This is a genomic window from Paenibacillus sp. MMO-177, from assembly GCF_037147795.1.
Classification (GTDB): domain Bacteria; phylum Bacillota; class Bacilli; order Paenibacillales; family Paenibacillaceae; genus Pristimantibacillus.
The window spans coordinates 445485-472328 of record NZ_JBBCUR010000005.1; the positions used below are offsets into that span (position 1 = coordinate 445485).

Sequence of the window (26844 nt, forward strand, 5' to 3'; positions counted from 1 at the left end):
CCCGTTTATTTTTTGCCCAGCAGCTTGTTGCGGTAATCGGTCGGGGTCACTTTCTCCAACTTCTCGAATTGGGTCACAAAATAATCGGCGTTCTGAAAGCCCACTTTCTCCGCGATCTCGTATATCCGGAAATCCGTCTGGCGAAGCAGCTTTTTGGCCTCGCCGATTCGAATCTGCAGTAAAAAATCATTAAAATAAATCCCGTAGGTTTTGCGGAACAGCTGCCCCAAATAAACGGAGTTCATATAAAATTTGCCTGCAATGCTCTTCAGGCTGATATTCTCGGTATAGTTCGCTTCGATGTACTTCTTGATGCGTTCTATCCCGCCTTTGGACTGCTCGTTCCGAAGCTCGGCCAAATAGACGGCCGCCTCGCGGAGAAAATCGGTGAAGAGGCCCTTCAAATCCTGCAGCCGGCTATAGCTGCTTTGCCAATTCATGATGAATGGGAGCTTGCTCAGCCCCTTCTCGTCTCCCTCCATCTTTCGGATAATGTTAATAATCCCGATTACAAACCGGGTAATCGTATTGGCAACCGCATTGGGAGCAAATCGCTTCTTAACAAATTGGCGGAATAACAGCTCAATATCCTGCTCATACAACTCCGCGTTATTCTCTTCCAGCCTCTCGAGCAATCTGCCGTACAGCTCCGAATCGACGTCGAAATAATACAGCGGGGTCCCTTGTACCTGATTCGCATAGATAACGGAGCTGCCATGCTCGGCATATTTATAGGACATGGCTTCATTCGCCGAGCGGTAGGAGATACACATCTCTTGCAGTCGTTCCACGGTATTGCCGATATACAAAGTGACAAGTCTGCCCGAGGACCTCGCAATGGCCGCGTGCAGACTGTTATAAGAAGATTCAATACCTAATTCCGGCGATAAAAACGACTGCCGGTCAATAAGCAGCCCAAATAAACCGCTCGCCTGCTCATAGACCGGAATTTTGCTGTTCGGATTCGCGCTCACCGATTGGGCGGCCGCTGCCAATTCCTTGGTCTGCCATTCGGTGCCTGCGGATTGCGTGGATTGCGTGCCGGCATGAAGCTCTGCCAGCACATAATCGAAGCTGGAGAATTCCGGCATTTGCAGAGCGGCGCATAAAGCACCGTTATCGGCTTCCGAGAACTGGCCCTGAACAAGCGTTTCTACAATAGAGTCGGTAACCAGACTGTCCCCTGCGATAGTAGTCAGCTTTTTTAAACCCAACGTTCCGGAAAGCGTCTTCAAGGTGCTCTCCAGTTCAGCCTCATCGATAGGCTTTAATATATAATCATGGACTCCGTAACGAAGCGCGCGCTGCGCGTATTGGAAGTCGTGATACCCGCTGACGATAATAAAGGTCGGGCTGTAAACGCCCTCTTCGGTAATTTTCCGGATCAGCTCCAATCCGTCCAGTACCGGCATCCGGATATCCGCGATAACAAGATCAGGCTTAAGCAGCTCTATTTTCTCTATTGCTTCCTGTCCGTTACCCGCTTCGTCGCAAATGTCATAGCCAAGCGTTTCCCAATCTATTAAGTTTCTTAACCCTTTACGCACAAAAATCTCGTCATCCACCAATAACACTTTGTACATATATGCAAGGCCCCCCGACAGCTGAATCTTTTGCAACCGATCCTTAATGACATTAATAATTATAAAAGCAATTTTATTATAAAACATCCCGCTCCGATTACCTGTTTTTCTCCTATTGTTAGGTCTTTCGAACAGTTAACATTATTTCTGTAAGCGATTTCAAGTTATCGTTTTATGAATCCTCAAACATTATAGTGAAAATTATAAAGCGGTTATACTGCCTCTTATACCAAGAAACTTTAGAACATTCTTTGTGAATTAAAGGGAATCGGCTATCGCCGTCCTTCTTCCGGAGAAAGCAAAACAGCCAGCTATGACGGCCGGATTGCAGCCTTTCATAACTAGCTGTTTCAATGAGATAGCTTTAGCCCTCGTTCTTCGTTACGAGTTCGACTAGCGTGCGAACCATTACGCCGGTTGCTCCTTTTGGCTCGAGTCCGCGGCTCTTATCGAGGAATGCCGTGCCAGCAATGTCCAGATGGACCCAAGGAAGATCCTCCGCAAAAGCGCCGATAAACAATCCGCCGGTGGTTGCGCCCGCATATCGTCCGCCGCTGTTCTTTAGATCAGCCGCATCGCTTCTCAGCTGTCTCTTATACTCCGGAAATGCCGGCAGCTGCCAGATCCGTTCGCCGCTGCGCCCGGCGGCTTCGAACACCTGCTGCATGAGCGCATCATTATTGGTAATGGCGCCAGTCGCCTCCGTGCCTAACGCGACCATCACCGCTCCGGTTAACGTTGCTACGTCAACCAGCTGCGTTGCTCCTCTGCGAATCGCCGTAGTCAGGCCGTCCCCAAGGACAAGGCGACCTTCCGCATCGGTATTGACGATTTCAACCGTTAAGCCGTTCATCATTTTAATGACATCGCCTGGCTTAAAGGCTTGTGCAGACGGCATATTCTCCGCCGTTGGAATAACCGCTACGACGTTTACTTCCGGCTTAAGCTCGCCGATAATACGCATCGCGCCAAGCACGGCTGCCGCGCCGCCCATATCGGAGATCATTTCCTCCATGCCGGGTCCTTTCTTCAAGGAAATGCCGCCGGTGTCAAAGGTAATGCCCTTACCGATTAATCCCCATGTCTCTTCCTTATCAGGGGCGCCCTTATAATGAATGACAATCATTCTTGGTGCATGGACGCTGCCTTGGCCTACGGCCAGCAAGCCGCCCATTCCCTGCTCGATAGCTGCCCACTCATCCAGCACTTCGATTTCCAAGTCCAATTCGCGGGCAAGCTCTTCCGCGTGAGCGGCAAGAGATTCCGGAACCAGCTGATTGCCCGGCAGATTCGTCAAATCACGCGCAACCTTAACCCCCTCCGCGTAAGCCTGGCCTACGATTATGCCTTCATTCCATTTTTCAGAGATATCCGCCGGAACAGTCGCTCCCGCAGCAGGTACAAAGGATACATGCGAAAGCGCATAGCGCTGCTTGGGCTGACGCAATTCCGGAAGACGGTCGTAAACCGAAAGCGTTAGCCCTTCAACCAACGCCTGCGCGGCTTGCTGCAGCGTATAATCGGCAGACGAAATAATCGTTTCGGGCAGACGGATTTGCGCGGTTTGCGCTTTGATCCGCTTTAAGGCATTTGCGGCAGCCGCTGCCGCCAGACGAAGGCCGTGTACGCCGGTCTTATCGTCATATCCGGCAAAAATAACATGGGAAGCCGAATGCAGCCCAAGCGTCGACAACGTCTCGGTTTGTTCCGGCTCCGCCTTAAACAACCCTTTGGCATGCAGCCCGCGAACCGCTTCGTCGATTTGCGGCTGTACCCACTCCGCCATGCTGCCAGCCTTAAGCTCGGCGCTGCTAATCAGTCTCACGATCGCATCCGCAGAACCGGCCGTTGCCGCCGGTTCGTATGTAAAATGTGTACGCATCAAATAATTCCTCTCTCTCAATGACAAAATCGGGGACCGCATCCTCATAAGCGATCTATCCCCGATTCTAATCGTTTATTCAGCTAATGGCAAATAGATCGCAAACGAAGTACCGCTTCCCTCGGTACTGTCCACCCGGATGGAACCGCCATGATTCCGGATAATCCGATAGCTGACGGACAAGCCAAGACCGGTTCCCGCTTCCTTTGTCGTAAAGAAGGGATCAAACAATCGGGCAAGCGTTGCTTTGTCCATTCCTTTGCCATTGTCTTTCAACGTAATCTCCGCAAATTGGCCATCCGATCTCACAACAAGATCAATCCGGCCTCTGCGGGCTTCCTGCAGCGATTCGATAGCGTCAATGGAATTTTTAACGATGTTCAGAATGACCTGCTTGATCTGCTTCACATCGATGGACACCATCAAATCGCGGTCATTCTCATAGGTTTCCAATTGAATGTCGCAGTTGCGCATCAACGCTTCGCTCTCTGTCAGAAGAATAACTTCCTGTACCAGCCGGTTTATCGATACCGACTTCTTCATTGGCGCGGAAGGCTTGGATGAATTGAGAAACTCGAAAATAATATCGTTGGCCCGGTCGATCTCCGTAAGAATAATCCGGGCATACTCTTCCTTGCCAAGCTGCATCAGATAAGGCCGCAGCAATTGAATAAACCCGCGAATGGAAGTGAGCGGGTTACGAATCTCATGCGCAATCGCTGCCGCAATCCGGCCTAGCATCGCCAGCTTGTCGTTTTGCAGGGCAGTCTGCTCGATTTGCTTGTACTCGGAAACGTCCTTGACGCTTATCAAGAAATCGCCGTTCATCTGATCGCCATAGGTAAACGATACAAGCAAATGCTTGCCGTCCTTGTCCTGGAATTCGTAGTACACATTCCGCTTCAGAATCATTTCCTTATATAAGCGGAGAATAACGCGCTTGGTCGAACGTTTCAGCAGCGGATGCAGCAAAATCTCCCGCAAATTGCAGCCGACAAGCGTTTTGCGCGGAATATCAAGGAGCTTAGCCATCCGGACATTGATAAATGACAAAATCCCGTCGCTGTCAAATAACGCAATGCCGCTGTCCATATGCTGGAGAACATTCTCATACTTATGTTTAACCATCTCAAACGAGCGGTTGGAAAGGAAAAGCCTCTCGCGCATATCCGAAAACGTCTGTTCGACCGTTTCCGCCGGTACTTCATTCATTCTGTGGGCAACCATCACTTCTATTAGAAACATGAACGATTGATTATAAAGCTTTACCGCTTCTTCGGATTCCACATTGGCGGCCAAATATTGAATGCTTTCCTCGTGAACAGCAATGATCTCCTCAGGGTTGAAGCCTTGCATGTCTTTACCGAGTTCCGATGCTTTGTAGAGGGACTGCTCCTCGCCGCCACGAATATATTCGGCTAGCGCCGGGAAATAGCGCTTTCTAATGGAATGCATCATCAATCCTCCCCGGCCACATCTATTTACAACATTTAACAACCTTACATATCTCTATTATCATAGGATTTATTGCCAATAGCTGTCAATCGGAGACTTTGTCGAAAGATGGGCCTATTCCCTAGAGAAAAACCGACTTTTTTCCCATGTCTAGCGTCCTATTATTCGAGTTTTTATTTATCCCGGTCGCGACGATCCTCATGTTCATTATCCCTTTTGTTATCATTGCGGTTATTCTTATTGTCTTTCCCCTGGTCATCGTTATCATCGCTTTGCCAAGTCCACTTTTCAAGCTTATTGGATTCGTTTTCCGAATTATTCTTATGGGAGTTATTTTTCTTGTCGTCCTCCCGGTCGTCATCTTGATCATTATTCTGATCGTTTCTGTGATTAGACCAATCCCCATTCGGCCATTTATCCTTATCCGAGCCAGATGGCTTGGTTGTTGGCGCTACAGGCTTCACGGGGCGGGTTGGTTTATTGGAGTTGTTTCCTCTGGACCAAGACGGTTTCTCGGTCTGGGATGGTCTTGTCGGGTGCTTCGGCGGATTTTCGGTTGGTTTGACCGGCGCAGTCTTGCCATTGCTTATGCCTGAAGCCGCTCCGTCTTTGGAGGCTTGGGATTTATCCGCAGCAGGCGTAGCCGACGCCTGATTTTTGCTTTGTTTTTCCTTGACGGCAAGCTCTTTCAGCTTTTCTTTGCTGGCGCCTTTTTCCACGATTTTTTTCACGCCGCCCGCCGTCTTTGTAGCTTCAGCAAGAGACTGAACCTTCATTTGCTCCAGCTTAATGTCATAGCCTTCGTCCTTGGCCATGAGATAGACAGCCATTTTGCCGGAAGAAATGCCATTGGCCGAAGCTTCTTCGCGCACCTCGGAAGGGACGGACAGGACCGTTACATTAGGCTCCTTGGCCGCATCAATCTGCTTGATCGTCTCCTTGATCTTCTGATCGACCGCATCGGTTACGGTTTTTTCGAGATCCTCCCCCAGGTTCTTATCATCCAGCATATAGCTGGTAATAACGATATCCTTATCCGGTTTATCCAAATAATGCTCTTCCGCTACCGTACTCATAATTGAGGCGGCAACCGCTTCAATGGACTTGCCTTTATAGCTGACCTTGCTTATAATCGCTTGTCCGTCGCTATTAAGACCGCTCAGCTCCTGCACCCGTTGCTGTTTGTCCACGCCAAGCTCGATGCTTGGGTTAATATCCAGACTCACATAAGCGACTACGGGATGAGCTTCTGCTGTCGTCAGGTAGAAGAATGGAATAATAAAGAGAAGGATGGCTGCCGCTGCCCCCGAATACCAATAGACGCGTTTCGGTTTGCGCCTTGGCGGTGCGGCGGTCTCCGCCGGAAGCTTAGTTTCTTCCCCGATCCGCATATGGGCTTGATGCGGGATAGAAATGAATTGGCCATCCGCCGTCATGACGACAGCCTTTTTGTTTTCTATGGAGAGAACAATCCCTCGTTTCATAATCCCGCCTCCTTCCCTTGCATGGGTATCGAAATATTTAAGTAATCTGATAGATACGGATATGTACCATTTAAAATAAGCGATATTGCAATAATATATTTACGGTTGCGCTCGACCGTTTTCCTGGATACGCCGCATAACTCCGTCAGATCTTTGACCGGAAGCTTGCCCGTCACATACAGCTGGGCAAACAGCTCGCGCTGGCCCGCAAGCGTCTGCGCAATGCCTTGCAGCAGCAGGCGGGAATCAGCATGCTTCGGCGAGCATTCGGCAAGCTCCATGAAGGAAATCTGGAACTGCTGCAGCTCCTTCGAATATTCTTCAATCTCAAGCCGCCTGTCATCCCCGTCTTGCTTCAGCTGATAGGCATTCATAGCTAGCTTGGTATCGAGCGGATTATAAATCTGATCCTCTTCATCCTGCTGATCAAATGCCGTGTATGGCACTGTTTTAAGATGACGCTGCTCCTTGCGCACATAATCAATCAGTCTTCGGCGCATGACCGTCTCGGCAAAGCTAAGGAAAGACCGGCCCGACTCGGGCGAAAACTGCGTGATAGCTTCATTAAATGCGGTTAAAGCGACGCTAAATTCGTCATCGCGGGTCGGATCAACGAATCGCTTGCAGAATCCGCTCGTTACTTTGGCCACATAGGGTTTGTAGTCCGAGATAAACTTTTCTCTTAACTGGTCATCGCCGTCGTGAATTCGTTTAATAATCTGTTCAGGAGCTAATCTTTCGTCATGAGCAGCTTCAGCGGCCGTTGATCTCCGCAAAAACCGTTTGAACATGAGAGTATCCTCCTCTCTGTATAAGTTTCGATAACGTACTTTTGTTTTTAGGGGGTTCCCGCTTAACAATGTTAGAAAAATGAGAATTAATATGAGAAATCTATTGAACCGCGTTCATTTTGCTTAGAAAAAAAAGCCCCCGACTCGGAGGCTTAACTTTGGTCGTACATAAAAGTTAAACAGAAGTTCGTCGCTGCCGTAATTTATTACGTCTTCCGCTCAACATACCAAGACGCGTCTTAAGCTCATTTCCCCATGCCTCGTCGCCAATCTGCTTCGCAAAGCTGAGCAGATCAAGCGACATATCGATTTGACTCAATACAACCTCCATGGGATCCTCATTCTCGTGATTCACGCAATTCTCATACAACGTCTTGCCTTCCTGCTCCACGTAATCCTGGAAGTCAACTTCGGCGGCGCCGTCTCCATGAGCGTATTCAGCCAATATTTCATATTCATTCTCAATCAGATAATGTATTTCTACGCGATGGCAGACAGGACAAAATAAAATCGGTACATTATGAATATGAGTTCGCATATGCTTCAAAGTGCCTTTCGTTCCGATCATACTAGCTCCACAACAAAAGCTCATCGGGCGACTACCTCCTAAAAGAATTTCGCGGTCTTTGCGATAATTCTGCTTCGTAAGGATCAGCTTAAGAATTTCGCTGTCTTTGCGATAATTCTGCTTCGTAAAGGATAACTCTAGCGCACGGCTTACTTCTCAACTTATTCGCTTCTCATTGCCGAAATTCCTGCTTTACAAGCATAATCCGGCTTCTTTCTACATGCAAACCAGGATTTACCTCAATATAAATATATACCGAACAAAACATTAAAACGGGGCTGCCCATCTTCAACTTCGTGACATACGGGAGCAGCCCCTTCGTTTAATTGTTCTATTGGTCGCGAGCTTCAGAAGGCAGCGAATCGTCTAATGAATCCGCGACTTCTTCACGCCCGCTTCCTCTTTGAGATAAATCTCATTTTGTACATTTACGCGAACGTTTATTTTCTGCTCCAGCTTCGGATACCACTTTGATCTCCATTCCTTAATGTTCGCATCCGACAGCCTTGGACGAAAAATCAGGCCGGTTCCCAACACATCCGAATGGAAACTTTGAATTTTATCCGCTGTCTTGTTGAAATTGCGCTCCAACAGCTGCTTAATTTCCTTTTCAATCTGCTGTTTGCTTTTCCCCCTTGGACTTTCGGAAACGACGACATCGATACTTACATTGGTTAACAATAAGGGACCTTCATTCGTCCAGCGGCAATGATGCTTAATTTTGGCTTTTTGAATCAGTACGCTCGTATTCTCAGCGACCTCTATGGTTCCGCCCGAATACTTCCCTTTGAATAAGTTGTACAACAGGGTCTCTTCCTGATTAAGCTTTCCGACCATTCGATCCTCCAGCATAATAGCCGTTCCTTGAAACGTATACAAGGTTCGTTTGCCGCTTTTAAGCATCGGTATGGCCATATCTTCGGAATAAGAATTTTGGCTGCGGTACGCCTCCCATATCCTCACAATCGATTGATTAGGCGTCCACCCTGCTTCCTCGCTGAAAAAATCATATGACGATAGTTCGGGTGTCGGCGAAATGACATGATAAAGCGTTTGTACGAAATTTCCATCAACCACCGCTATCATCCCTTTGATGGAAATGTCATTCGCTCTTACAGCGAAATCGATAAGATCGTGGATACCTTCGCGGGCAAGCTCCTGGTCAAAAAGCAGCAGCCTTAAATGAACCAGATTAATGCTTTTTTCGGAATCGGTCCGGATCAAGTCGATAGCTTTACTGATCGAGCCCGCCTCTTTATCCAGGAACTGAGTCCGGCCTTTTTGGCTTGGGACTTGCAGAATGATCCTGTATTTCTCTGTACGGCCTTTTCCAATGCCCATCACGACAGGAAGATACTCTTTGTTAATATCTTTTGTATCCCAACAGCCGCCCAGCAGCAGCATGGATAGAACAACCGGAAATATCTTCGACCCCAGAATATTCATACCGCGACCTTCTTTCGCCGCCATAATGCCATCAAGTATACTATGACCGGAAAGACGATGGTGGCGTACAAGCAAAAGTAAGAATTGAAATACAAATACTTGTTAAGAGTGTCCTCATTAGGCATCCTCTGGCAGGAAACATACAGGGCAACGCATATAAAGACCAAGATCCAGCGACTGTTGACTTTGGGCATAAACAATTGATTCAGTATGGTTACAAACATCCAGAGCAAGACAGATACCTTTATTACTCCCAATGCGCTGGAAGACACGACATAGAAATTGGGAAGCCAGTCGAAGACGACCCATTCCAAATCGACGGTATCAGAAGCCATTAACATCGGATATTCCATATGAATCGCGGTTTCTTGTCCGAAAATGAGCAGCGGAATATAGACGGAAACCAGCGCGCATAGGAAGATGACTCCTATTGCCGCAGAAGCTAGTCCAAACCCAATTCGCAAGTGGGATGGCGTCATTCCCAGGAACAAAAAACCGGCGAAAATAACGGTTCCGACATAAAAATCCGGATGAAAAAGAAAATGCATCCCGCTGTCCCATATAGGAAAAATGTAACGGAATTCAAAATTTTTGATGCTTATCAACATGGAAAACAAAAAAAACGGCATGCACAATAAAAACCATCCTATGCTCGCCCGAATCATGACGATTAAGCCTTTCCATGCCGCATACAGGCAGATAGCTACGAATAGAGCCGAAGTGGCGGTTATTGGCGTTTTCTGAAGCAGTACCGTCTTAATTTCAATCGATTCGTAATAGGTTAGGAGGACGAGCTCAATGATCAGAAAACACAAAAAAGGGAGGATAATAAGCCTTGTCCCCCAACCTCCCACGGCAGCACGGCAAACTTCAATTACCGATTGTTGAGGATTATACGACAAGGCTTTCAAGTAAAACCATAGAGCCAGTAGTTCAGCAAGAAAAAGAAGCAGAACTGCCATCCAATGTCCCCTAGACGCTGAGGACATCACCCGCTCCGGGAAAATAGCAAATATAGAAGCCAAGTGCAGCAGGAAGAACGTGATGATTGTTTTTAATTTATTCATCCGAAGTCTTTCCTTTCAAGCTAAAGCTTAAATAAGGTGCGGAGCAAATGGTCAAGGACGAAAAGTACAATGTGAGCCAGATCAGCGCAACCTCAATGCCCCAAATGCCAAAGACGGAGCTAGCGAACAATACCACGTACTTGTATAGTCTTACGCCAACCGAGTTCATATAGCTCGTCAGCGCAAAATTAGCAATCGCCGAGGCAACCAGAATAATAATTAATAAATTGCTAACCAGCTTGGCTTGAATAATGGCTTGTCCTAGCAGTATGCCTCCGATCATCGTAATCGTCGGACCGATATTTTTGGGAAGACGAATGGTAGCCTCGATAATCATCTCCAGCAGCAGCATGACAAGCAGCGCCTCGATCAGGGATGGATAAGGCACCCCTTGCCTGTTCTCGGCAACGGCAATGGCCAGTTGTATGCGAAGCAGCTCCGGATTAACGGAATTGAGAACGACATACAGCCCCGGAAGCATAATAGCCAATAACATAGCCATGCCCCGAATCATACGCAGGAAGATTTGGAAAGGCAGCGGATACTGAGTATCCAGGGACGTGCTCCACAAATCCGTGACGATGGCAGGAAAAGCGAAAGCAAACGAGAATTGGTCCAACAGAATAACCACTTTGCCGTTTTGTATGTTCTGCATCGTCTCGCCAGGCAGTTCCGAGGAAGTATAGGTTGGTGTTAGCGTAAATTTGGGATGTCCCAAAATCCGGGTTAAATCGCGAATCGTGGCCAGTTCTTGACCGCTGTTCTCATCCAGCTTTTTTCGGATGCTCTCGATCACTTCCGGTCTCGCTACGCCCTCCATATAGGCGATAGCCATTTTTTTAATGGATTGGGTTCCGATTTGGCGGCTTTCGATGACCAATTGATCGGATAATATTTTTTTCCTTAGCAGTCCGATATTCATTTCAATATCCTCCGTAAAGGCGTCAAATGCCGACTGAAGAGGATTCTCGCTGTTGGGAGTCATCACCGGTCTTGAAATATCTTGGGCCTTGGGCTCGATGACCGCAACTTCGCCTTCTTTACCAAATAGAACAAGCATTCCTTGCAGCACGGCATTGCAAATCTTCTCTAGCGATACCTTTGCGGATGCCTCCCCCTCCAGGCCATGAAGAAATTTCCCCTTCCATTTATTATCTTGGGAATGACCGAATTGGTTCATAATGGACATAGTGGCTGAAAGATTGACTAGCGAATGGAAAAAGTAAGCTTTGAATAATTCCCCCCCAATTTCAATCTCTTTATATGAAAAATCGGAGCTTTTTTGAAAATGTTCTAGAAACTGTTTCTCCAACTTTTGAACATCATCCATATCAGTACGCTGCAAATTTTACCATCTCCTCTTGCGGTAGTTTCCCGCTTCCGCATCGATTTTATACGATGGAGAAAATGGGATTTCCCTTTGGAGACTCTTCTTGATTAGTTAAAAACAAAAAAAGCCCGCACCACAAATGTGGTACGGGCTTCTTGCCGCTTAGCGGAACTTATTTCGCAACCAGATGTTGTTGACCTGGTTTCCAGTTCATTGGGCACAGACCGCCGGATTGCAAAGCTTGCAATACGCGGAGCGTTTCGTCAACGCTGCGGCCAACGTCGTTATGGTTAACGACTTGGTATTTTACTTCGCCTTCCGGATCGATGATGAAGAGGCCGCGCAGTGCAACGCCTTCTTCTTCGATCAAGACGCCGTAGTCACGAGCAACGCTCTTTGTGATGTCGGCAGCCAGCGGGAAGTTCAATTCGCCAAGGCCATTGTCGTTAACTGAAGTGTTGATCCAAGCACGGTGGCTGTGCTTGCTGTCAACGGATACACCGAGAACTTCTGTATTCAGCGCTTTGAATTGCTCGGAAGCAAGGCTCAAAGCTGTAATTTCAGTTGGGCATACAAATGTAAAGTCGAGTGGGTAGAAGAACAATACCAGCCATTTACCTTTGTAATCAGCAAGGGATGCTGTTCCGAAATCTTTACCGTCACCTGTTGCCGTATCCATTTTGAAATCCGGAGCCGGACGGCCAACCAAACGCTCTGCCATAATACAATTCCTCCTTAACCTATCCAACATTTTTTTATGGTTAATGTCACTATTAAAGCCGTGACTTACTTATAGAATAGTAACACTAGCCTAGAATAAAGTCAATATTAGAATCGATATTTATTTATAATCATTATAAATAAGGAGACCTTATTTTGTCATTGCCGCAACGATCAGATCGCCCATTGCCGTTGTGCCGATTGCCGTGCTCTTGTCAACCGCGATGTCGCCTGTACGATGACCGGCGTCAAGAACGTTTTTAACCGCATCTTCAATGACTTGAGCCGCTTCATGGTAACCAAATGTCAGGCGGAACATGAGCGCAACGGAAAGAATCGTAGCAATCGGGTTCGAGATGCCTTGACCGGCAATGTCAGGAGCGGAGCCGTGTACCGGCTCGTACAGGCCAAAGCTGCCTTCGCCCAGGGAAGCGGAGGAGAGCATGCCGATCGAACCCGTCAGCATAGCTGCTTCGTCGCTCAGAATGTCGCCGAACATGTTTTCCGTTACGATAACGTCGAAGCTCGACGGACGGCGGAGCAATTGCATCGCACAGTTGTCCACGAGTACATGCTCGAGTTCAACTTCCGGATATTCAGGAGCGATCCGGTTAACCACTTCGCGCCACAGACGGGAAGTTTCAAGAACGTTTGCTTTATCAACGGAAGCCAGACGCTTGCTGCGCGTCATCGCGATGTCGAACGCTTGGCGCACGATACGCTCTACTTCTTGCACGTTGTATACGCAAGTATCAACCGCTTCTTCGCCGTTTGCGCCTTCGCGGCGGAACTTCTCGCCGAAGTAGATGCCGCCGGTCAGCTCGCGGACTACGATCAGGTCAGTGCCTTCGAGAACTTCAGGCTTCAGTGTCGATGCTTCCTTCAGGCAGTCGAATACGTTAGCGGGGCGGATGTTCGAGAACAAGCCAAGCGCTTTGCGGATGCCGAGCAGGCCCGTTTCCGGACGAAGCTCTTTAGGGTTGTTGTCCCATTTCGGACCGCCAACAGCGCCGAGCAATACGGCGTCAGCCTTTTTGCAAATATCAAGCGTTTCTTGCGGCAGCGGCGTACCCTTCTCGTCGATCGCGATACCGCCGAACAGACCATGCTCGAATTCGAATTGGTAACCGAACAGCTCCTCGGTTTTTTTCATAACTTTAAGCGCCTCGCCAACTACCTCTGGGCCGATACCGTCGCCGGCGATGACAGCGATTTTTTTCACTTCTGACATAATTAAACACTCCTCGTATTCGCTCTATTAAGCTATTCTCATTCTGTTATCATTTGTACCACATTTCTAGTATGAAAATCCAAGATATAAAATCTATCATCTTTATAGGTGCTGCTTATAAAGGCAGTCAGCCTTCTTTAACCTTCGATCAGCTTGACATGATAATGGCGGGTTCGCGGCCCGTCAAACTCGCAGAAATAAATGCCCTGCCACGTGCCAAGCGCCAGCTTGCCGCCGTTAATGAGAATCGTCTGGCTTGTCCCGGTCGTAAGCGCCTTCAGATGGGAAGCCGTATTCCCTTCCGCGTGGCGATATTTCGGATGCTCCCATGGATATACCTCGTTCAGCCTCATCAGAATATCATGCTTCACATCCGGATCGGCATTCTCCTGAATCGTAATCCCGGCCGTTGTATGCGGACAGTACACAACGGCAAACCCGTTCTGGATCCCTTCTCGGGCAACAATAGAAGCTACCTTGCGCGTTATGTCGATCATTTCATCTCTTCTCGCTGTTTGCAGCGTTTCGATAATCATTTATCCCGCTCCTTTCACTCCATCTATGTACATAAAAAACCTCATCCGTTGAACAAAACGAATCATTCTTCATTTGTTCTATTAACCGCAAAAGCCAAACTGAAAAAGTCTGAATGGACTTTGTCGGTTTGGCTTTTGTCGGTACTTCGGCTTGTTAGATCAAGCTCATCTTGTCGCGGCGTCCCGGGGACTTGCGCTTCTCGATAAGACGGTTCAGCGCGTCGATATAAGCACGTGCGCTTGCTTCAAGGATGTCCGTGCTAAGACCGCGGCCTTGCGCGGAAATATCGTCCTGCTTCAGCACCACGTGAACCTCGCCTTGCGCATCCTTGCCTTGCGATACGGATTTGATGGAATAATCCTCAAGCTCGACCGCTTCAGCCGTTACTTTATCAATCGCGTTGTAGATCGCATCCACGGAGCCGTTGCCGATTGCGACTTCTTCGCGCGTCTCGCTCTCCGCCGTACGGATGCGAACCGAAGCGCTTGGCGTCGATTGGTTGCCGTAGCTGACTTGAATCGCTTCAAGCGTATAAACTTCCGGCGTATCGACCAGCTTCTCTTCCAAGAAGGCACGGATATCTTCATCCGTAACATGCTTCTTGCGGTCAGCCAAATCCTTGAACTTCGCGAAAGCAACGTTTACCGCTTCTTCATCCAGCTCGTAGCCGAGGTCGATCAGCTTCTCGCGGAACGCATGGCGTCCGGAATGCTTGCCAAGAACAAGCTTCGAATCGCGAAGACCGATCGTTTCCGGAGAAATAATCTCGTAAGTCGTTTTCTCCTTCAGCATGCCGTCCTGGTGAATGCCGGACTCATGAGCAAATGCATTGGCGCCAACAATCGCTTTGTTGCCAGGGATGACCATACCGGTCAGCTTGCTGACAAGGCGGCTTGTTCTAGCGATTTCTTGCAGATTCAGGCCTGTTTTTGCGCCAAAATAATCGAAACGCGTCTCGAGCGCCAGCGCCACTTCCTCAAGCGCCGTGTTACCCGCACGTTCGCCGATGCCGTTGATCGTACCCTCGATCTGGTCGGCGCCGTTCAGGATAGCCGCGAGAGCGTTAGCCGTTGCCATGCCGAGATCGTCATGGCAGTGAGCGCTAAGCTGAATTTTTTCGATATTTGGCACATTTTCCTTCACCGTCTTGAAGATGTTGCCGTATTCAAGCGGATTCAGGTAACCAACCGTGTCCGGCAGATTCACGACGGAAGCGCCCGCGCGAATCGCCATATCCGTCATCTGGCATATGAAATCCAGTTCGGTACGTCCCGCATCCTCAAGCGAGAATTCAATCTTGCTGAAATACTTTTTCGCGTAAGTGATCGCACGTTCAGCCGTTTCCAGCACCTGCTCCTTCTCCATCCGAAGCTTATGCTTGCGGTGAATCGGGCTTGTTGCAAGGAAAACGTGAATGGATGGATCCTGCGCGCCTTTCAGCGCCTCGCGTACCGCGTCGATGTCCTGTTCGCGGGAGCGTGACAAGCCAATAATCGTAGCATTCTTAACTGCGCTCGCAACCGCGTTAACTGCCGCGAGGTCCCCCGGGGAAGCCGCTGGGAAGCCTGCTTCAATCCGGTCAACGCCAAGCTTCTCAAGCTGAAGCGCGATCTCAACCTTTTCCTTCGTATTCAGGTTAACACCGGGAGACTGCTCTCCATCGCGAAGCGTCGTGTCAAAAATATAAATTTTTCGCATTTGTGCCTTACACCTCCGGGAACAGAATCATCCCGGCCGCACAGAGCGCGTGGCAGGCAGGTTGGACCCTCACCTACGCGCACTCCGGCGAACCGGGATAATTTATCTGCGGGTTATGATTTTATTACTTCTTGATCCAGTGCATCAGTTCGCGCAGCTGTTTACCAGTTTGCTCGATTGGATGAGCAGCCTCGTTACGGCGAGTAGCTGTCAGCATAGCACGGTTCGATTGGTTTTCAAGGATGAAGTCGCGAGCGAAGCGGCCGGATTGGATGTCTTCAAGAACGCGTTTCATTTCTTTCTTCGTTTCTTCAGTAACGATGCGAGGACCAGTTACATAGTCGCCGTATTCAGCTGTGTTGGAGATCGAGTCGCGCATTGTAGCCAGACCGCCTTCATACATCAGGTCAACGATCAGCTTCAGCTCGTGCAAGCACTCGAAGTAAGCCATTTCCGGAGCGTAGCCAGCTTCAACCAGAGTTTCGAAGCCTGCTTTAACGAGCGCGGAAGCGCCGCCGCACAGTACAGCTTGCTCACCGAACAAGTCTGTTTCTGTTTCTTCTTTGAAGGAAGTTTCGATAACGCCTGCACGAGTACAGCCGATACCTTTTGCATAAGCAAGGCCAATTGCTTTCGCGTTGCCGGAAGCATCTTGGTGGATTGCGATCAGACCAGGAACGCCGAAGCCCTCTTGGTATGTACGGCGAACCATATGACCAGGGGATTTAGGAGCTACCAGGAATACGTCTGTGTCTTTGCTAGGCACGATTTGTCCGTAGTGAATGTTGAAGCCGTGGGAGAACATCAGAGCCGCGCCTTTTTTCAGGTTTGGTTCGATTTCTTCCGCGTATACTTTCGCTTGGGTTTCGTCAGGGAGCAAAATTTGAACAACGTCAGCAACTTTAGTCGCTTCAGCTACAGTCAACACTTCGAAACCGTCTTTTTTAGCAACGTCTGCGGATTTACCCGGACGAAGGCCGATAACGACTTTCAGGCCGCTGTCGCGAAGGTTTTGCGCTTGCGCGTGGCCTTGGCTGCCGTAACCGATAACTGCGATTGTCTTACCTTGAAGCACGCTTTGATCCGCGTCTTTTTCATAATACAATGTAACTGCCATTTTAATGATTGCCTCCTTTAATTTAACCCTTTTGAACGGGTGTTTAAGCGGAGAATGGACGATATAAATTCTCCCCTTAAACTCCCGTTCAAAACGGGACATTCCTATTTTTTTGCAAAAGCTGATATTAACGTACGTTACCGCGGTTAAGCGCTGTTACGCCAGTACGGGAAAGCTCGCGGATGCCATAAGGCTTCAGAAGCTCTACCATGGCATCGATTTTTTCGGTATCGCCAATAACTTGTACGATAAGCGAATGAGTGCCGATATCGACTACCGCTGCGCGGAAGGTGTCTACTACGCCCAGAATTTCGGGACGGGCCGAAGGCTCCGCGCTTACTTTGATAAGCGCCAGCTCGCGGGAAACCATCGGATTCGAGCTCAGATCAATAACTTTGATCACATCAATCAACTTGTACAGCTGCTTTGTGATTTGCTCGAGCGTATGGTCATCGCCAGTCGTGACGATAACCATACGGGACAAGCCCTGCTCTTCGCTTGCACCTACGGTAATGCTCTCAATATTGAAGCCGCGGCGTCCGAACAAGCCGGATACGCGCTGCAGAACGCCGGGCTGATCGTTGACAATGACTGCGATCGTGTGCTTTTTCATTCTGCATCCCCCATGATCATCTGATCGATCGTGCTACCCTGCGCTACCATCGGGTATACATTCTCGTCTCTGCGAACAACAAACTCGACAACCGCAGGGCCCGGATGGCGAAGCGCCTCTTCCCATACAGCTTTCGCTTCTTCCTTGTTCGAAGCGCGGAAGCCTTTCACGCCGTAAGCTTCGGCCAGCTTAACGAAGTCGGGGCTGCCTGCCAGATCGATATGGCTGAAGCGGTTTTCGTGGATCAGTTCCTGCCATTGACGAACCATGCCCAACACCTGGTTGTTCAGGATAACAACTTTAACCGGAATGTTGTTGATGGCGCAAATCGCAAGCTCTTGCGCGCACATTTGCATGCCGCCGTCACCGTTGATCGATACAACGGTACGATCCGGATTCGCCATTTGGGCGCCAATCGCGGACGGGAAGCCGAAGCCCATTGTGCCGAGACCGCCGGAGGTTACCCAGGAGCGCGGTTTGTTGAATTTATAATATTGCGCAGCCCACATCTGATGCTGGCCTACGTCCGTTGTTACGATAGCATCGCCGTTTGTTGTTTCGTGGATCATTTCCACAACCCATTGCGGCTTAAGCTCAACGTCCGAATCCTTGTAGCTGAACGGATATTGCGCTTTCGATTCTTGGATCTGCTGGCGCCAAGCATCTGCCTTGTCCGCCCGTTTCGCAAGCTGGTTAACCTGCTGCAGAACCGTTTTTACGTCGCCTACGATTGGAATATCGGTCGGAACGTTCTTGCCGATCTCCGCCGGATCAATATCGATGTGAACGATTTTCGCGAGCGGCGCGAAGCCGGCCAGCTTGCCCGTTACGCGGTCATCGAAGCGCGCTCCGATATTAATGAGAAGATCCGCAGCCTGAATCGATTTGTTTGCGGTATACGTACCGTGCATACCCGGCATGCCGAGCCACAAATCGTTGCCGCTTGGGAAGCCCCCGAGGCCAAGCAATGTCGTTGTGATCGGAATCTCTGTCTTCGTTACGAATTCCAGCAATTCCTCATGCGCCCCGGAGTATACAACCCCGCCGCCGGCAAGAATGAGCGGACGCTCGGACGCTTCGATCGCCTTGATCAATTTGTCGACTTGCAGCTTGTTTGGCGAAATCGTTGGATTGTAACCGCGGATATTCACTTCCGTTACCGGCTTGAACAACGTTTTTGCCGCCGATACGTCCTTCGGAATATCGATCAGTACCGGACCTTTACGGCCAGTGTTTGCGATATGGAAGGCTTCATGGATGATGCGGGGAAGATCCTCAACATCGCGGACCATGTAGCTGTGCTTCGTGATTGGCATTGTAATACCCGTAATGTCCGCCTCTTGGAAGGCATCTGTACCGATTAGGGACGAGATAACGTTACCTGTAATAACAACGAGTGGTACAGAGTCCATATAAGCCGTCGCAATCCCCGTTACGAGGTTGGTTGCGCCCGGACCGGATGTTGCGATGCATACGCCAACATTGCCGCTTGCGCGCGCATAGCCGTCCGCTGCGTGAATCGCGCCTTGTTCATGTCTTGTGAGAACATGGTTGAAATCGGAGAACCCGTGCATCGCATCGTAAATGTACAATACGGCACCGCCCGGATAACCAAACACGCAATCGACGCCTTCCAGCACCAAACTGCGGAGTAATATTTCAGAACCGGAAATTACTTCAGGCTTTCTCATCCGTTCCATAACTTCTTCTTTTGACTTCAGCGTTACACTTTGCGTGACCATTAGTCATCCTCCTCTCGAAAACAACAAAAAAACCTTTCGTTCCTCCAGCTTCATGCAGCGAAGCCTGAGGGACGAAAGGTTATATCTTCCGTGGTACCACCCAAATTCGTTATACATCTTGCGATGTACAACCTCCATAGGTAATGAACGTGTGCGCACAAAACGCCCATACCTTTGACACAATAACGCGTGTCTTGCGATTTTCCCTAATAACCAACATTGACAGTGTTGCTTTTCAGGAAAACAGCTCCGAGGTGAGCTCGTAGAAAAGGGGTTTTGGCGATGGTTGCAGCTAATCCATCCGCTCTCTGAGCAAAAGAGCCCTTAACACTTCGTCCTCATCATTGCCGATTACATATGCTTGGATAAGATTTTCTTTATTATATGCCTTGCACATCTGTTCGTCAAGCTAAAGTGCCTAACAATTTGAAAAATTGTGTGAGGCATATTTCGCCAGCCGATCATACAATAACATAGCCCATTTTCGGCAATTTCATTCGGTCAGGAAGGGATCGTTGATGATACGAGCACGTAATCCCAAAACGGACGATAAGGAAATCTTCCGCCTTATACAGGCCGAGCTTATTCCAATGTCGCATACGGCGCATCCTCTGGATGCCCAGACGATACGGGATCTTCCCGTTCGCTTCCGCCGGGGTGTCACTTATGTAGCCGCAGAAGGAAAAACCAGCAAGCCTTATGGCTTTATCCGCTTCGAGATTACAGGGGAAATCCTGTACTTGGATATGCTTGTAATCCATCCGGATCACCGCAACCGGCAATGGGGCCGGAAGCTGCTGCTTGCCGCTGAAGCTTACGGCTTAACCAAAAACTGCAAAGTATCCCGGCTTTTCGTGGACGACATCAATACCAAGGCCCAAAATCTGTACAGCCGCCTTGGCTATCAGCCCACCCAGTATTATCCGGAGCTTCGCTGTTATGAGATGATTAAGCCGCTTGCTTCCTCATCTTATCCTAACTATTAATAGAATCCGCCGCCGTACGGGCCGCCGCCATAACCGCCATTGTATCCGCCGCCATAGCCACCGCCATAGCCGCCACCGTATCCGCCGCCATAGCCACCGCCGCCACAGCCGCCGCCGCATCCAAAGTTGCCGCATCCGCAGCCACCGCCGCCGCCCCAGAACCCAAGCGTGCCGATCGCCAGCAGATCAAACAATACAAGCGGCAAAATAGCTTTCGTTCGAACGACTTTCCCCTTTTCATTTTTCAGAGGTGCTAATACGAGCTTGTTTTGCCGCAGTTCCACAAGCTTGCCCGTAACGACAGAGCCGTCTTTGCGAACCGCATAAATGGGTTTGCCGATCAGCTTCTTTACTTGCGCTTTTGAAACTTTGCTCACTTTGCTCATGAGTATCCCTCCCTTCCCGTTATTCTACAGATTATTCAGATGTCGGCGCGGCTGCCTGTTTATTTGTCCTTGCTTAACGGATTGAAGCAGAAATCTATTTGATCTATAATTTAGGAATAGATATCATCCAGGGATGAAGAACACCCCGATTTCAGCACTCTTGCTCGTGCTGTGATCGGGGTGTTCTATTTTCCGGAAAGGAAGACTGTGATAGAGATGAGATACGAATTAGCGCGTTTTATCGAATCGTTCGAGCACGAAGCGGCGGCAAAGGGTCAATACCGCAGCAAGCTGGGCAGAATGGAGCTGATATTCCTGGAACAGGTTTGGGGACCTGCTTTTCAATTTCAGTACGAAGGTCTTAAAGCGGAATACCCCTTCCGCGATTTCAAAGGCGGGCAGCGGTTTGTCGACTTTGTTTATGTGCGTAACGGTATCCGCTTAGCGATTGAGATTGACGGATTTACAACGCACGCCCGCGATCTGACTCCAGGCGAATTTAATGACCATTTATCCAGGCAGAACGATCTGATACTCTCCGGTTGGCTGGTGCTCCGTTTCTCCGCCTGGCAGGTTGAGCATCAACCCGAGCGCTGCCAGCGTGCCGTCATGCAGGCGATCGGGTACTGGTGGTCGCGGAATTACGCTTCGGACAGCGGTAATCCGAATCAGCTTCAGGACATCAAGAAGAGCTTGATCATGCAAATCGCTCTCCGGCAGGATGGCAGGATCAAGCCGGACGATGTAGCGAAGCAGTTCCAGGTCACCGGACGCACCGCAGTCAATTGGCTCCATAGGCTGCGCGACGAAGGCATCCTCGAAAGTGATCCTAACGCAAAGCGAGTATCGGTTTACCGACTGGCAGGCTACATATCTTGAGGTCATGCTTTTGTAAGTTTACTTGGAAACCCTGCCGTTGGTTGAAAAAGGTATATGCCTAACTTTCTTGCTGGGTCGCTGGGTAATAAATTTCCTTATATCCTGTCGGTTTTTCCTTCGACCATTGGGGGGATCCAGAATTCTTCCTCCAACCGCTGCCTTAAGTCATTTATTTCTTAATACGGAAACTCGTTTCCGCTGTTCATGCAAAAAGTAAATAAGATGCGGGCTATTGGCCAGATACCCTTCATATAAGGAAATTTATTTCCTTATTAGCGAAGTCATTGCATTAAGACATCGCTGGATGGTGGTATCCGTACTCTTACGCTTAGATTGGTATACGCCTAGCTTTGTGCTGGGTCACTGGGTAATAAGTTTCCTTATTTCCTGTCATTTTTTCCTTCGACCATTGGGGGGATCCAGAATTCTTCCTCAAACCGGTGCGTTAAGTCATTTTTTTCTTAATACGGAAACTGGTTTCCGCTGTTCATGCAAAAAGTAAATAAGATGCGGGCTGTTGGCCAGATACCCTCCGTATAAGGAAATTTATTTCCTTATTAGCGAAGTCATTGCATTAAGACATCGCAGGATGGTGGTATCCGTACTCTTACGCTTAGATTGGTATACGCCTAGCTTTGTGCTGGGTCGCTGGGTAATAAGTTTCCTTATATCCTGCCGTTTTTTCCTTCGACCATTGGGGGGATCCAGAATTCTTCCTCCGACCGGTGCCTTAAGTCATTTATTTCTTAATACGGAAACTGGTTTCCGCTGTTCATGCAAAAAGTAAATAAGATGCGGGCTGTTGGCCAGATACCCTCCATATAAGGAAATTTATTTCCTTATTAGCGAAGTCATTGCATTAAGACATCGCTGGATGGTGGTATCCGTACTCTTACGCTTAGATTGGTATACGCCTAGCTTTGTGCTGGGTCGCTGGGTAATAAACTTCCTTATATCCTGTCGTTTTTTCCTTCGACCATTGGGGGGATTCAGAATTCTTCCTCCAACCGGCTGCCTTAAGTCATTTATTTCTTAATACGGAAACTCGTTTCCGCTGTTCATGCAAAAAGTAAATAAGATGCGGGCTGTTGGCCAGATACCCTCCATATAAGGAAATTCACTTCCTTATTAGCGAAAATACTGGACCAACCAAGGGATACTAGCAAGCACCGCTAGGCGGGAGCCGGTGGGGCAAGCAGCGATGGGTTCGCGAGTCCGCGGCGAAGCACCGCTAGGCGGAAGTCGGTGGGGCAAGCAGCGATGGGCTCGCGAGTCTGCTGCGAAGCACCGCTAGGCGGGAGCCGGTGGAGGAGCAGCGATGGGTTCGCGAGTCCGCGGCGAAGCACCGCTAGGCGGAAGTCGGTGGGGCAAGCAGCGATGGGCTCGCGAGTCCGCGGTGGAAGCACCGCTAGGGCTGGCCAAGACGTGCGGGCAGCAAAAATTAAGCGGTGCAAGATAACCCTGCACCGCTACTTTCTAAATATAGAACAACAGCTTCGACTCCGCAGGCTCCAGCTGAACCACATGCTCGGAGGCGCCCGGCTTCAGGCTGTATGATTCCCCGCTCCACAGATCGAGGACCGTCAGGCCCTTCGCGCCGTCGATGCCAACGCGGGAGAGCTCAATCGTCTTCGACTTCCCGTTCTCCCCGTCAAAGTTGAAGACGGCCACCCAAGTACCGCCATCTCCAGCCAGCGAGTACAGATCCTCGCCGCCCATCCCGCTTCGGCCTTCGGCCGGGCGGAAGGACTCGCCGCGCCTTGCCAGCGCCATGACTTCCCGGTTGGTCATCCAGGCTTTAGCCCGTTCAGCCGCTTCCTCCATCCGGTAATCATCGCCAAGCAGCAGCGAAGTACCGGAGATAACGCCGGAGTTCAGGCGGCTGCGGCCTTCATGCTCCGTTGTTGCCCGCTGATTGTCGCTTTTGAACAGGACGATATGGTCCGGATCATTAAAGCGGTATAGATTGTCGCTGATCCACCAGCCGTACGTCAGCGCGTTAAGCATATATTCCGTATCGCTAATCATGCCGAAGGCATCGCAGGATACGCGTCTGCTATGCGCGTAACCGTGCGGGAACAGCGGCGCAATCGACAGATTAATCAAGAACGGACGGCCAAGCTTCTCCGGGCTTAACGCTTCCGCGATTGCCGCCATGCCGTAGTTATACGCCTGGATGCCGGTCCGTACGGAAGCATCGTAATGGACGCCTTCCATTGCGCCATGCGCCAGGAAGTCCATCTTCAAGTAGTCAAAGCCTGCAGCCACCACATCATCAAGCTTGCGCATAATGCGCGCAATCGCTTCAGGATGCGTAGGATCGATCGGGAAAGCGCCGTCCAGCTTCGGAAGCGGATTGCCGGCCCCGTCCTTCAGCAAAATTTCCCGGTACAGAACCGTACCGTTTGTGCCTTCCACCGGCGTATCCGGGTTGCTGCCCCAGAACGCAAACGGCGTGTAGTACGTTCCCGGCTTCTGGCCGTTAGCCTTCACCCGGCGTACCGCATCTTCAAGCTCGCCTTCCTTCAGATTGTCCGAAAAAGCGTCGAAGTTAACGTACAGGCTGCCTTCCTGATCGGCGAACCCGTTTTGCTGCAGCTCTTTCGCGAAGAAATCGGAAGTATGCGTATACACGTCGTAGTCCAGCTTCGTCATAACGGCCGACCAGCTGTTCCAGCCCATCGGAACGCCTCCGTTCCAGGAAAGCGCAGGCCGAATAACCGCATTGGCCTTGCCGTAGGCTTCCATGCCTTCGCGGTAATCGTCGTAAGCGCCTACAAGTATCGTTGGCGAGACAATGGAGGTGCCGCGGAGCGAGCCATGCGGAACCGTATCGCGAGTCTGCAGATCCGAGACGCCGGAGATTACCCGCAGGCGGCCAATGGCTTCGGTGAATGTGCCTTCCACGTCAACGGCCGTTTTCCAGGTATCATGGGTAACCGAGCCAATCACGAAGCCGCGGCGCGATTCGGCGCGGTAGACAGCCGTTACTTCATAGCTGCGGATGCTGGACGGATTGGCGTGAGAACCAAAACGCACCCATTTGTCGTTATCGAACGGAATAAACAGCGAGCGGATTTCTTCCTTCGAGCCGTCGCCGAAATCAAGCACGCCATTGTCATTCAGATAGGAGGCAAAAGGCGTTAACTCATTGGTTTCCCACTCCTGCGAGTCTGCCGCCTCAAGCTCTATCAAAGCGTAAGGCAGACCTTGATACAGGCGGATATGCTGCTTCAACGAAGGCATGCCCGGCTGGGTATGCTCAATGCAGAAACGAATCCCTTTGCCAAAGCCGTCCTCCACCTCTTGCACCGAGCTTTGCCGAACCTCATGTCCAGCGTACCAGGTAGAACGGGCAACAGCTCCGCCAACGCGCGCTTCCGCGTAAAAGCCCGTCATCGTCTGGCCGCTATTCCAAGCAAGCGACAGCGTGCCGTCTTCCGTATTTGCCGTTACTTTCAGCAGCCCGTTATCCGCCGCAAACATTCCCGAAGCCTGCTCCAGCTTGAATTGTCCCATCTCCGTCGTCATCATTTCTTCGCTCCCATTCTTTCATAGATTTATAGCCTCTAAATGACTATGGAAGGAAAAAGGCCAGCACAGCTGGCCTCCCCTTCTACTTCCTATTCGAATGTATAATCTTGATTAGTTCCAAAGTTGTTTGCGGGCTTCGTAATTCGATGTGTAGACCGCTTCAACTTTTTCGTCGCCTGCAGCTTTCATATCCGATAGCATTTTGTCAAAAATCGAGCTTGCTTCTTCCGCCGTAGGCGCCATAATCGCTTTTGTGATCGCCTGTTTCGTAATATCGCTGATCTTTTGCTCGGACAGAGCTTCCGGCGTGCCGCCCTGCGGGCTTATTCCATCGTAAATCGCGGTATCGAATACGCTGTCCGACAGGTTTTTGATCGCCATTTGGTCGATCGGCGAACGCTCATAACGGCCTGGAAGGTCATAAGGCGTACCGTCTTTGCCAGGACCGTTCTTGATGAACCAAGTCCATTTGCGGATACCCGTTTCTTTCGTATAAGCAGCCCAGTCGTCTTTGAATGCTTGCAGGGTTTCCGGACGCGGCACATGCTTGCCGTCCTTCATATCCCAGTGCGTGCCTTCAATCCCCCACATGAGCAGGTATTGGCCTTCTTCGCTTGCGAGGAAGTTAATGAACTGCATCGTGCGTTCCGGATTTTTGTTCTTCTTCGTGATCGCAATCGCATCCCAGCCAAGCGAGCTGCGGCCTCCGTAAGTTGTTTTCGCAGGATCTACGCCGTCTGCAACCACTTTGTACGCGAACAGCTGCGATTCATCGCCCTTATCCTTTTTGAGGATGGTGTTGGAGTTGCCAAGATCCCAATAAGCGCCTGTCGAGGAGAAAATGGTGCCCGTAGCGATCTTTTGCTCCCACACTTGGCGTTTGTTGATTGCCCATTCCTTATCCATCAAGCCGGAACGGTACAGATCATTCATGTACAGAATCATATCCTTGTACTTCGGATCCTTCACGTCGTATTGCAGCTTGCCGTCATGCTCGTAATAAGGCATCAGGCCAAACATCCCTTTGAACGTGCCCAGCGTTCCGCCCCAATTCTCGCCGTCCATCGTCAGAGCGATGGTATCCTTGCCGTCCATTTGCGGATATTTCGCTTTGAAGTCGGTCAGAAGCTGCTTGAATTCGCTTTGCGTAAACGGCACGCCGCCGTCCGCTTTATCCGGAGCAAGCTCCTTCACGATGTCTTTGCGCATGTTGAAGCCGAACACCGGCTCATGCTCAAGACCGTACCAGTTGGACAGGTAGTAGTTCTTGCCGTCTTTGTAACGCGTTTTATTTAATACGTCACCGTACATCTCTTTCACGTCCGGACCGTACTTCTCGATGAGATCGTCCAGCGGGATAATCGACCCCGCTTCCGTATATTTCGCTACCAGGTCGCTGGAGCGGTCGAACATGATCATGTCGGGCAAATCGTCGCTCGCGAGCATCAGGTTCAGCTTTTCCGTCGGGTTGCCCGTCGGCTGCTGAATCTCGATCGTTACGCCGGTACGCTTTGTAATCTCTTTGGCGATGGCATTGTCGAACTTGTCGCCAGTATTTTTATCAAAGAAGGTAATCGTAATCGGATCCGTGCTTGGATCCTTTGTTGCACTGTCATTGGTGCCGGTATTCGCCGATCCCGCATTCGAGTTGCTGCTTGGCTTATCCGATGAATTCGAAGAACAAGCGGAAATCAAGGAAACCGACATAACGGCCGTAAGCAAAGACAGCATCCATTTTTTCGAGTTCATACTGTAATCCCCCTATGATTGAACTTGGACTAATAATAGCATTGGC

The 26844-nt window shown here is 49.8% G+C and carries 22 protein-coding genes; 3 read left to right on the forward strand and 19 right to left on the reverse strand.

Annotated elements, in window-relative coordinates; genetic code table 11:
- Positions 1 to 5 precede the first annotated feature (5 nt).
- The 16 genes from WFK81_RS20140 to ilvB form a co-directional block, all read right to left on the reverse strand.
- Positions 6 to 1583 (reverse strand): response regulator transcription factor, encoded by a 1578-nt coding sequence (locus tag WFK81_RS20140; protein WP_336788165.1) that lies wholly within the window; start codon positions 1581 to 1583, stop codon positions 6 to 8.
- A 364-nt stretch (positions 1584 to 1947) separates the two neighbouring features.
- A complete protein-coding gene (locus WFK81_RS20145) occupies positions 1948 to 3465 on the reverse strand; it encodes a leucyl aminopeptidase (RefSeq protein WP_336788166.1) in 1518 nt (505 codons plus the stop codon).
- A 75-nt stretch (positions 3466 to 3540) separates the two neighbouring features.
- Positions 3541 to 4920, reverse strand: a complete 1380-nt coding sequence (locus WFK81_RS20150) for an ATP-binding protein (protein WP_336788167.1) — start codon at positions 4918 to 4920, stop codon at positions 3541 to 3543.
- A 173-nt stretch (positions 4921 to 5093) separates the two neighbouring features.
- Entirely contained in the window at positions 5094 to 6404 is a 1311-nt protein-coding gene (locus WFK81_RS20155) for an anti-sigma factor domain-containing protein (RefSeq protein ID WP_336788168.1), read from the reverse strand.
- Complete coding sequence (sigI, locus tag WFK81_RS20160) at positions 6401 to 7195, reverse strand: RNA polymerase sigma factor SigI (protein ID WP_336788169.1); 795 nt, start codon at positions 7193 to 7195, stop codon at positions 6401 to 6403. The genes WFK81_RS20155 and sigI overlap by 4 nt, the downstream gene beginning before the upstream one ends.
- Positions 7196 to 7370: 175 nt before the next feature.
- Positions 7371 to 7787 carry a hypothetical protein gene (locus tag WFK81_RS20165; RefSeq protein WP_336788170.1) on the reverse strand — a complete coding sequence of 139 codons (417 nt, stop codon included), beginning with the start codon at positions 7785 to 7787 and terminating at the stop codon, positions 7371 to 7373.
- 342 nt (positions 7788 to 8129) lie between these two features.
- On the reverse strand, positions 8130 to 9209 hold the full coding sequence (locus tag WFK81_RS20170; RefSeq protein ID WP_336788171.1) for a Ger(x)C family spore germination protein: 1080 nt from the start codon (positions 9207 to 9209) through the stop codon (positions 8130 to 8132).
- Entirely contained in the window at positions 9206 to 10276 is a 1071-nt protein-coding gene (locus WFK81_RS20175) for a GerAB/ArcD/ProY family transporter (protein ID WP_336788172.1), read from the reverse strand. Before WFK81_RS20175 ends, WFK81_RS20170 begins: the two co-directional genes overlap by 4 nt.
- Complete coding sequence (locus tag WFK81_RS20180) at positions 10269 to 11606, reverse strand: spore germination protein (RefSeq protein ID WP_336788173.1); 1338 nt, start codon at positions 11604 to 11606, stop codon at positions 10269 to 10271. Before WFK81_RS20180 ends, WFK81_RS20175 begins: the two co-directional genes overlap by 8 nt.
- A gap of 172 nt (positions 11607 to 11778) precedes the next feature.
- Positions 11779 to 12327: a peroxiredoxin gene (locus WFK81_RS20185; RefSeq protein WP_336788174.1), complete on the reverse strand. Its 549-nt coding sequence runs from the start codon at positions 12325 to 12327 to the stop codon at positions 11779 to 11781.
- A 150-nt stretch (positions 12328 to 12477) separates the two neighbouring features.
- Positions 12478 to 13557: a 3-isopropylmalate dehydrogenase gene (leuB, locus tag WFK81_RS20190; RefSeq protein ID WP_132303141.1), complete on the reverse strand. Its 1080-nt coding sequence runs from the start codon at positions 13555 to 13557 to the stop codon at positions 12478 to 12480.
- Positions 13558 to 13694: 137 nt separating this feature from the next.
- Positions 13695 to 14093 (reverse strand): secondary thiamine-phosphate synthase enzyme YjbQ, encoded by a 399-nt coding sequence (locus WFK81_RS20195; RefSeq protein WP_336788175.1) that lies wholly within the window; start codon positions 14091 to 14093, stop codon positions 13695 to 13697.
- A gap of 154 nt (positions 14094 to 14247) precedes the next feature.
- Positions 14248 to 15792, reverse strand: a complete 1545-nt coding sequence (locus tag WFK81_RS20200; RefSeq protein ID WP_336788176.1) for a 2-isopropylmalate synthase — start codon at positions 15790 to 15792, stop codon at positions 14248 to 14250.
- A 124-nt stretch (positions 15793 to 15916) separates the two neighbouring features.
- On the reverse strand, positions 15917 to 16909 hold the full coding sequence (ilvC, locus tag WFK81_RS20205; protein ID WP_336788177.1) for a ketol-acid reductoisomerase: 993 nt from the start codon (positions 16907 to 16909) through the stop codon (positions 15917 to 15919).
- A gap of 127 nt (positions 16910 to 17036) precedes the next feature.
- Positions 17037 to 17522, reverse strand: a complete 486-nt coding sequence (ilvN, locus tag WFK81_RS20210) for an acetolactate synthase small subunit (protein WP_015842926.1) — start codon at positions 17520 to 17522, stop codon at positions 17037 to 17039.
- Positions 17519 to 19264 carry a biosynthetic-type acetolactate synthase large subunit gene (ilvB, locus tag WFK81_RS20215; RefSeq protein ID WP_336788178.1) on the reverse strand — a complete coding sequence of 582 codons (1746 nt, stop codon included), beginning with the start codon at positions 19262 to 19264 and terminating at the stop codon, positions 17519 to 17521. The genes ilvN and ilvB overlap by 4 nt, the downstream gene beginning before the upstream one ends.
- A 518-nt stretch (positions 19265 to 19782) precedes the next feature.
- Here ilvB and WFK81_RS20220 point away from each other — a divergent pair.
- Positions 19783 to 20250, forward strand: a complete 468-nt coding sequence (locus WFK81_RS20220; protein ID WP_336788179.1) for a GNAT family N-acetyltransferase — start codon at positions 19783 to 19785, stop codon at positions 20248 to 20250.
- Here WFK81_RS20220 and WFK81_RS20225 read toward each other — a convergent pair.
- On the reverse strand, positions 20247 to 20636 hold the full coding sequence (locus tag WFK81_RS20225) for a hypothetical protein (RefSeq protein WP_336788180.1): 390 nt from the start codon (positions 20634 to 20636) through the stop codon (positions 20247 to 20249). The two genes, WFK81_RS20220 and WFK81_RS20225, sit on opposite strands and share 4 nt — an antisense overlap.
- Before the next feature lie 216 nt (positions 20637 to 20852).
- On the opposite strand from WFK81_RS20225, the gene WFK81_RS20230 reads away from it, so the two are divergent.
- On the forward strand, positions 20853 to 21515 hold the full coding sequence (locus WFK81_RS20230; protein WP_336788181.1) for a DUF559 domain-containing protein: 663 nt from the start codon (positions 20853 to 20855) through the stop codon (positions 21513 to 21515).
- Between the two features lie 1318 nt (positions 21516 to 22833).
- Positions 22834 to 22974 carry a hypothetical protein gene (locus tag WFK81_RS20235; protein ID WP_336788182.1) on the forward strand — a complete coding sequence of 47 codons (141 nt, stop codon included), beginning with the start codon at positions 22834 to 22836 and terminating at the stop codon, positions 22972 to 22974.
- Between the two features lie 17 nt (positions 22975 to 22991).
- Here WFK81_RS20235 and WFK81_RS20240 read toward each other — a convergent pair whose 3' ends face one another.
- Positions 22992 to 25046 (reverse strand): alpha-galactosidase, encoded by a 2055-nt coding sequence (locus tag WFK81_RS20240; protein WP_336788183.1) that lies wholly within the window; start codon positions 25044 to 25046, stop codon positions 22992 to 22994.
- A gap of 114 nt (positions 25047 to 25160) precedes the next feature.
- Entirely contained in the window at positions 25161 to 26798 is a 1638-nt protein-coding gene (locus WFK81_RS20245; RefSeq protein WP_336788184.1) for an ABC transporter substrate-binding protein, read from the reverse strand.
- Between the last annotated feature and the right edge of the window lie 46 nt (positions 26799 to 26844).